The sequence below is a fragment of the Rhodanobacter sp. FW101-FHT13A11 genome, assembly GCF_058790335.1.
On the sequence record NZ_JBYTCN010000009.1, the window covers coordinates 1 to 7,137 of the forward strand.

The following is a 7,137-nucleotide window of genomic DNA, read 5'->3' on the forward strand; positions in this document are numbered from 1 at the left end:
CTCCTGCTCTGAATTAATTGAAGAGCATCGCCCGCGAGCGGGCTCCTACAAGATCATGTCACTCAGCGCAGCCCGGTCTCCGCCCGCGCAATCACCATGCGCTGGATCTCGCTGGTGCCTTCGTAGATCTCGGTGATCTTGGCGTCGCGGAAGTAGCGTTCCAGCGGCATCTCCTTGGAATAGCCCATGCCGCCGTGGATCTGCACCGCCTGGTGGCTGATCCACATCGCCGCTTCCGACGCGGTGAGCTTGGCCACCGCCGCCTCGGTGCCGAAGCGGCCGCCGTGCTTCTCGGTCTCGCCCTTGGCCCATGCGGCGCGCAAGGTCAGCAGCGTGGCCGCATCGAGCTTGCACTTCATGTCGGCGATCTTCGACTGGGTCATCTGGAAGGTGCCGATCGGATGGCCGAACGCCTTGCGGTCGCGCGACCACTGCAGCGTGGCCTCGTACGCGGCGCGGGCGATCCCCACCGCCTGCGAGGCGATGCCGATGCGGCCGGCGTCGAGCACGCCCATCGCGATCGAGAAGCCCTTGCCCTCGTCGCCGAGCAGGTTCTCCTTCGGGCAGACGTAGTCGGTGAACTCGATCTCGCAGGTGGCCGAGGCGCGGATGCCCAGCTTCGGCTCGGTCTTGCCGGCGTGGAAACCCGGCAACTGGGTATCGATGATGAAGGCCGACACCCCCTTGGCGCCGATGCCCGGCGTCGAGATCGCGAACAGCACGATGTAGCGCGCCACCGGGCCGGAAGTGATCCAGCTCTTCTTGCCGTTGATCACCCAGTCGCCGTTCGCATTCTTCGTGGCGCGGGTGTGCATGGCCGAGGCATCGGAACCGGATTGCGGCTCGGTCAGCGCGTAGGCGCCGATCGCCTCGCCGGTGGCGATCGCGCGCACGAATTTCTGTTTCTGCTCCTCGTTGCCGTGCTTGAGGATGCCGTTGCAGAACAGCGAATTGTTCACCGACATCACCGTGGCGGTAGCCGCGTCGGCCGCGGCGATCTCGATCATCGCCAGCACGTAGGCGATCGGATCCATGCCCGCGCCGCCGTAGGCTTCCGGCACCTCGATGCCCATCAGGCCGAGCTTGCCCATCTCGCGGATGTTCTCCAGCGGGAACTCGCCCTTCGCGTCCAGCTCGGCAGCCACCGGCGCGATACGCCTCGAGGCAAAATCGCGGGCGATCGACTGGATCGACAACTGGTCTTCGGTAAAACGGAAATCCACGGGCGGCTCCTGAAGGCAATCAAGCCGACAATTTTAGCGGGAAATGGCGCGCAGGCCCGCCGGCGTGCGCTTGACGCATGGCAAGGCGAGGCCTAGCCTATACATCTTTGTATCGCGATACAGGGATAACCGATGGACCTGGCCACCGCTTCCAGCGTGCTGCGCCTGCTGGCCGACCCCACCCGCGTGCGCCTGCTGGCCCTGCTCGAACACGAGGAACTCACCGTGGCCGAACTGGCCGCGGTGCTGCACTTGGCGCAGCCGCGCGTATCCACCCACCTGGCCAAGCTGAAGGAAGCCGGCCTGGTGCGCGACCGCCGCGCCGGCGTCTCCGCCTACTACCGTGCCAACAACGAGGGCGACGAGGCCCAGCACGGCCTGCTCGCTTCGCTGCGCACCAGCATCGACGACGCGCTGCTGCGCGAGGACTCGGCGCGCCTGCCCGCCGTGCTGGCCAACCGCGCCCGCGAAGAAGGCTGGGCCGATACCGTGGCCGGCGACATGGAGCGCCATTATTCCCCCGGCCGCACCTGGGAAACCCTGGCGCGCTCGCTGCTGCAGTTGCTGGAAACCGGCGACGTGCTCGACATCGCCTCCGGCGACGGCATCACCGCCGAGCTGCTGGCGCCGCACGCGCATTCGATCGTCTGCGTGGATTCCAGCGAGCGCGTGGTCGAGGCCGCCACCAAGCGGCTGAAGGCGTTCGCCAACGTGCGCGTGCTCCAGGGCGACATGCATGCGCTGGAACTGGGCGCGCAACGCTTCGACCTGGTGCTGATGCTGCATGCGCTGACCTACGCCGAGCACCCCGCCAAGGCCGTGGCCGAGGCCGCACGGTTGCTGCGTCCCGGCGGCCGCCTGCTCGCCGTGACGCTGGGCCAGCACGACCACCGCGCCGCGGTCGAGCCGTTCGACCACCGCAACCTCGGCTTCAGCGGCGAGCAGCTCGACGGCTACGCCCGCGCCGCCGGCCTCGACGTGCTGAGCTGCAACCGGCTCAGCCGCGAGCGCAAGGCGCCGCATTTCGAAGTGATCAGCCTGCTGGCGCGCAAGCCCGCTTGAACACCGTTGCATCGCTCAACCAAAGGAAGTTCGATGAGTACCCTGCCCTGGCTCCATCCCGATCGCGTCGCCCTGCTGGAGCAGGCGCTGCAGCGACGCATCCTGATCCTCGACGGCGGCATGGGCACCATGCTGCAGGCGCACGAGCTGGATGAGCACGGCTTCCGCGGCGAGCGTTTCCAGCACGGCCACGACGGCCACGCGCACGACGGTCATGCTCATGAACATCCTGGCGGCTGCGACCTCAAGGGCAACAACGACCTGCTCACGCTGACCAAGCCCGAGATCATCCGCGGCGTGCACGACGCCTACCTGGAAGCCGGCGCCGACCTGATCGAGACCAACACCTTCAACTCCACCCGGATCAGCCAGGCCGACTACAAGCTGCAGCACCTGGCGTACGAGTTGAACCGCGAAGGCGCGAAGCTGGCCCGCGCCGCCTGCGACGCGATGAGCGCGGAAACCCCGCAGCAGCCGCGCTTCGTGATCGGCGTGCTCGGCCCCACCAGCCGCACCGCCTCGCTGTCGCCCGACGTCAACGACCCCGGCTTCCGCAACGTCACCTTCGAGGAACTGGCGGAGAACTACACCGAATCCGCCAACGGCCTGATCGACGGCGGCGCCGACGTGATCATGGTCGAGACGATCTTCGACACCCTGAACGCGAAGGCCGCGCTGTTCGCGCTGAGCGAACTGTTCCATCAGCGCGGCGCACGGATGCCGGTGATGGTCTCCGGCACCATCACCGACCGCTCCGGCCGCACCCTGTCCGGGCAGACCGCCGAGGCGTTCTACTACTCGGTGCGCCATGCCCGCCCGCTGTCGGTGGGCTTCAACTGCGCGCTCGGCGCCGAGGACCTGCGCCCGCACGTGCAGACCCTGGCCAACCTTGCCGAGAGCTACGTCAGCACCCATCCGAACGCCGGCCTGCCCAACGCGTTCGGCGAATACGACGAGACGCCCGAGCACATGGCCGGCGTGATCGCCGGCTTCGCCCGCGACGGCCTGCTGAACCTGGTCGGCGGCTGCTGCGGCACCACGCCGGCGCACATCAGGGCGATCGCCGAGGCGGTGCGCGATTGCGCGCCGCGGGCGTTGCCGGGCGCCGTGCAGGAGGCTGCATGAACGCGCCGCTTTCGCTCCTCTCCCTGCCCGCAGGGGGCGGCCGGGAGGGGGTAACGCTCATGCCGTACTTCTCGAAGAACAGATCAAAGGCGCCACCCCTCCCCAACCCTCCCCTGCATGCAGGGGAGGGAGCAACTGCTGCTGCAACCGCATGGTGTCGTCGCTCATGAGTACCCGTCACACCCGCCTGTCCGGCCTCGAACCGCTGGTGATCACGCCCGACCTGCTGTTCATCAACGTCGGCGAACGCACCAACGTCACCGGCTCGGCGCAGTTCAAGAAGCTGATCAAGGAAGAGCGCTACGACGAGGCCGTGGAAGTCGCCCGCCAGCAGGTCGCCAACGGCGCGCAGGTGATCGACATCAACATGGACGAGGGCCTGATCGACTCCGAGGCGGCGATGACCCGCTTCGTCAACCTGATCTCGTCCGAACCCGACATCGCCCGCGTGCCGTTCATGATCGACTCGTCGAAGTGGACGGTGATCGAGGCCGGCCTGCGCTGCCTGCAGGGCAAGGGCATCGTCAACTCGATCTCGATGAAGGAAGGCGAGGCGGCGTTCCTCGAACAGGCGCGCAAGGTGCGCCAGTACGGTGCCGCCGCCGTGGTGATGGCGTTCGACGAGCAGGGCCAGGCCGACACCTGCGAGCGCAAGGTGGAAATCTGCGCGCGCGCCCACGAACTGCTGACGACGAAGCTCGACTTCCCGCCCGAAGACATCATCTTCGACCCCAACATCTTCGCCATCGCCACCGGCATCGAGGAACACAACAACTACGCGGTGGATTTCATCAACGCCGCGCGCGAGCTGAAGCGGCGCTTCCCCGACTGCCACATCTCCGGCGGCGTCTCCAACGTGTCCTTCTCGTTCCGCGGCAACAACACCGTGCGCGAGGCGATCCACTCGGTGTTCCTGTACCACGCGATCCGCGCCGGCATGGACATGGGCATCGTCAACGCCGGCGCGCTGACGATCATGGACGACATCGACCCGCCGTTGCGCGAGCGCGTCGAGGACGTGGTGCTGAACCGCCGCGAGGACGCTACCGAGCGCCTGCTGGAGATCGCCGACAACTACAAGGGCAAGCGCGGCGCCGCCGAGGTCGAGACGCTGGCCTGGCGCGACGAGCCGGTACGCGCACGGCTCAGCCACGCGCTGGTGCACGGCATCGACCAGTACGTGGTCGAGGACACCGAGGAGGCGCGCCAGATGTCGACGCGTCCGCTGGACGTGATCGAAGGCCCGCTGATGGATGGCATGAACGTAGTCGGCGACCTGTTCGGCGCCGGCAAGATGTTCCTGCCGCAGGTGGTGAAATCCGCCCGGGTGATGAAGAAGGCGGTCGCCTACCTGCTGCCGTACATCGAGGCCGAGAAGGCGCGCACCGGCGACACCGGCAAGAACAACGGCAAGATCGTGATGGCCACGGTCAAGGGCGACGTGCACGACATCGGCAAGAACATCGTCGGCGTGGTGCTCCGCTGCAACAACTTCGAGGTGATCGACCTCGGCGTGATGGTGCCCGCGCAGAAGATCCTGGAAACCGCGATCGCCGAGAAGGCCGACATGATCGGCCTGTCCGGCCTGATCACGCCGTCGCTGGAGGAGATGGGCCAGGTCGCCAAGGAAATGCAGCGGCAGGATTTCCACATCCCGCTCTTGATCGGCGGCGCCACCACCTCGCGCGCGCACACCGCGCTGAAGATCGAGCCGCACTACAAGGCCGGCACCGTATGGGTGAAGGATGCCTCGCGCGCGGTCGGTGTGGCGCAGTCGCTGGTCAGCAAGGAGCTGGTCGACGACTTCCTGGCCAAGGTGCGCGCCGACTACGCCGACGTGCGCGAACGCCACCGCAACCGCGGCCCCGGCAAGCAGCTGGTGCCGCTGGACAAGGCCCGCGCGCAGCGCTTCCGCTGCGACTGGGCCGCGTACGAGCCGCCGCAGCCGAAGCAGCCGGGCATCACCGTATTCGGCGACTACGATCTCGCCACCATCCGCCGCTACATCGACTGGACGCCGTTCTTCCAGGCCTGGGAACTGGCCGGCCACTACCCGGCCATCCTCACCGACGAAGTCGTCGGCCCGCAGGCCAGCGAACTGTTCCGCGACGCCCAGGCGATGCTGGACAAGATCATCGCCGAGAAATGGCTGACCGCCCGCGCCGTGATCGGCCTGTGGCCTGCCGCCAACGTGGGCGATGACGTGGAGGTCTACACCGACACCACCCGTACGCAGCCGCTGGCCAGGTTGCACAGCCTGCGCCAGCAGGCCGACAAGCCGCCCGAACGCCCCGACCTCTGCCTCGCCGACTTCATCACGCCGAAGGAGTTCGGCAAGAGCGACTGGATCGGCGGCTTCGCGGTCACCGCCGGCCTCGGCATCGAGAAGCACCTCGAGCGCTTCCTTGCCGACTACGACGACTACTCATCGATCATCCTGAAGGCCCTGGCCGACCGCCTCGCCGAGGCGTTCGCCGAGCACATGCACGAGCGCGTGCGCAGGGAATTCTGGGGCTTCGTGCCGGACGAGTCGCTCGACAACGACGCGCTGATCGCCGAAAAGTACCGCGGCATCCGCCCCGCGCCCGGCTACCCGGCCTGCCCCGACCATACCGAGAAGTCCACCTTGTTCAGGCTGCTGGACGCCACGAACAACGCCGGCATCGAACTCACCGAAGGTTTCTCGATGTACCCCGCTGCAGCCGTCTCCGGCTGGTACTACTCGCATCCGGACAGCCAGTACTTCGTGGTCGGCCGGCTCGGCAAGGACCAGGTCGAGGATTACGCCAGACGCAAGGGCTGGACGCTCGCCGAGGCGGAACGCTGGCTGGCCTCCAACCTCGACTACGACCCGGAATAGCCGCACGCCGCGTGTAGGAGCGCACCCTGTGCGCGAATGCTCTTTGCTTCGATCAACATCAGAGCATTCGCGCACAGGGTGCGCTCCTACAGGCATGCCATCACACGGTGGCGTCGCCGGTGAGGCTGTTCTTGCGGTGGCGCAGGTGCACCACCAGGTTGTAGACCGAGACGAACGCGGGGAAGAAGTTCGAGATGATGCCCACCGAGTCGTTCTTGCCGATCACGAAATACGCCAGCAGCAAGGCGCTGCCGCAGACCGACAGCCACCAGAACGACAGCGGCATCACCACCCGCTTCAGCTTGCGCGTGTAGTACAGCTGCACGAACCAGCGGCTGGTGAACATCACCGAGCCGAGCAGGCCGACGACCTTCCACGGCGTCAGCTCGAACTGTCGCAGGGCCTGCAGGATATGGATGAACTGGGTGCTGAGGAAGTCCATGGGCGGGTGCGTCGGGGGCTGGAAAGACCGGCAAGTCTAGCAACTCGCAACCGTTCCGCCGCCAGATGCCCGCGCAAAACCATTGACCTGCCCCCCGACTGCCCCTAAAATCTCGCGCTCGCAGTGGGCGGTTAGCTCAGCGGTAGAGCACTGCCTTCACACGGCAGGTGTCACAAGTTCGATCCTTGTACCGCCCACCATCGAATCCAGAAACCGGCCCCGCGGCCGGTTTCGTCGTTCGAGCACCATCAAATGCACAGCGTGCGTGTAGCAACGGGCACTTCACACGGCAGGCGTCACACAACGATCCTTGTACCGCCCACCATCGAATCCAGAAACCGGCCCCGCGGCCGGTTTCGTCGTTCGGGCACCATCAAATGCACAGCGTGCGTGTAGCAACGGGCACTTCACACGGCAGGCGTCAA

Annotated in this window: 5 protein-coding genes and 1 tRNA gene; 4 read left to right on the forward strand and 2 right to left on the reverse strand. The window is 66.7% G+C overall.

Going from position 1 to position 7,137, the window contains the following annotated elements:
* Window positions 1–62 precede the first annotated feature (62 nt).
* Window positions 63–1,223 carry an acyl-CoA dehydrogenase family protein gene (locus tag AC3WRN_RS11160; protein ID WP_492623005.1) on the reverse strand — a complete coding sequence of 387 codons (1,161 nt, stop codon included), beginning with the start codon at window positions 1,221–1,223 and terminating at the stop codon, window positions 63–65.
* 132 nt (window positions 1,224–1,355) lie between these two features.
* Between AC3WRN_RS11160 and AC3WRN_RS11165 the strand changes: the two genes are divergently transcribed.
* From AC3WRN_RS11165 to metH, 3 genes are all read left to right on the forward strand, one after another.
* On the forward strand, window positions 1,356–2,285 hold the full coding sequence (locus AC3WRN_RS11165; protein WP_492623006.1) for an ArsR/SmtB family transcription factor: 930 nt from the start codon (window positions 1,356–1,358) through the stop codon (window positions 2,283–2,285).
* A 33-nt stretch (window positions 2,286–2,318) separates the two neighbouring features.
* Complete coding sequence (locus AC3WRN_RS11170; RefSeq protein WP_492623007.1) at window positions 2,319–3,410, forward strand: homocysteine S-methyltransferase family protein; 1,092 nt, start codon at window positions 2,319–2,321, stop codon at window positions 3,408–3,410.
* 166 nt (window positions 3,411–3,576) lie between these two features.
* On the forward strand, window positions 3,577–6,270 hold the full coding sequence (gene metH / locus AC3WRN_RS11175; RefSeq protein WP_492623008.1) for a methionine synthase: 2,694 nt from the start codon (window positions 3,577–3,579) through the stop codon (window positions 6,268–6,270).
* A gap of 100 nt (window positions 6,271–6,370) precedes the next feature.
* On the opposite strand, the gene AC3WRN_RS11180 is transcribed toward metH, so the two are convergent.
* The gene (locus AC3WRN_RS11180; protein ID WP_492623009.1) at window positions 6,371–6,712 is read right to left on the reverse strand and encodes a lipid-A-disaccharide synthase N-terminal domain-containing protein; all 342 of its coding nucleotides are present in this window, start codon (window positions 6,710–6,712) and stop codon (window positions 6,371–6,373) included.
* A 125-nt stretch (window positions 6,713–6,837) separates the two neighbouring features.
* Between AC3WRN_RS11180 and AC3WRN_RS11185 the strand changes: the two genes are divergently transcribed.
* Window positions 6,838–6,912: transfer RNA gene (locus tag AC3WRN_RS11185), tRNA-Val, on the forward strand.
* Window positions 6,913–7,137: the final 225 nt, after the last annotated feature.

Coding starts and splice junctions, on each gene's coding strand:
- AC3WRN_RS11165 (WP_492623006.1), top strand. CDS start 1,356: ATGGACCTGGCCACCGCTTCCAGCGTGCTGCGCCTGCTGGCCGACCCC.
- AC3WRN_RS11170 (WP_492623007.1), top strand. CDS start 2,319: ATGAGTACCCTGCCCTGGCTCCATCCCGATCGCGTCGCCCTGCTGGAG.
- metH (WP_492623008.1), top strand. CDS start 3,577: ATGAGTACCCGTCACACCCGCCTGTCCGGCCTCGAACCGCTGGTGATC.
- AC3WRN_RS11180 (WP_492623009.1), bottom strand. CDS start 6,712: ATGGACTTCCTCAGCACCCAGTTCATCCATATCCTGCAGGCCCTGCGA.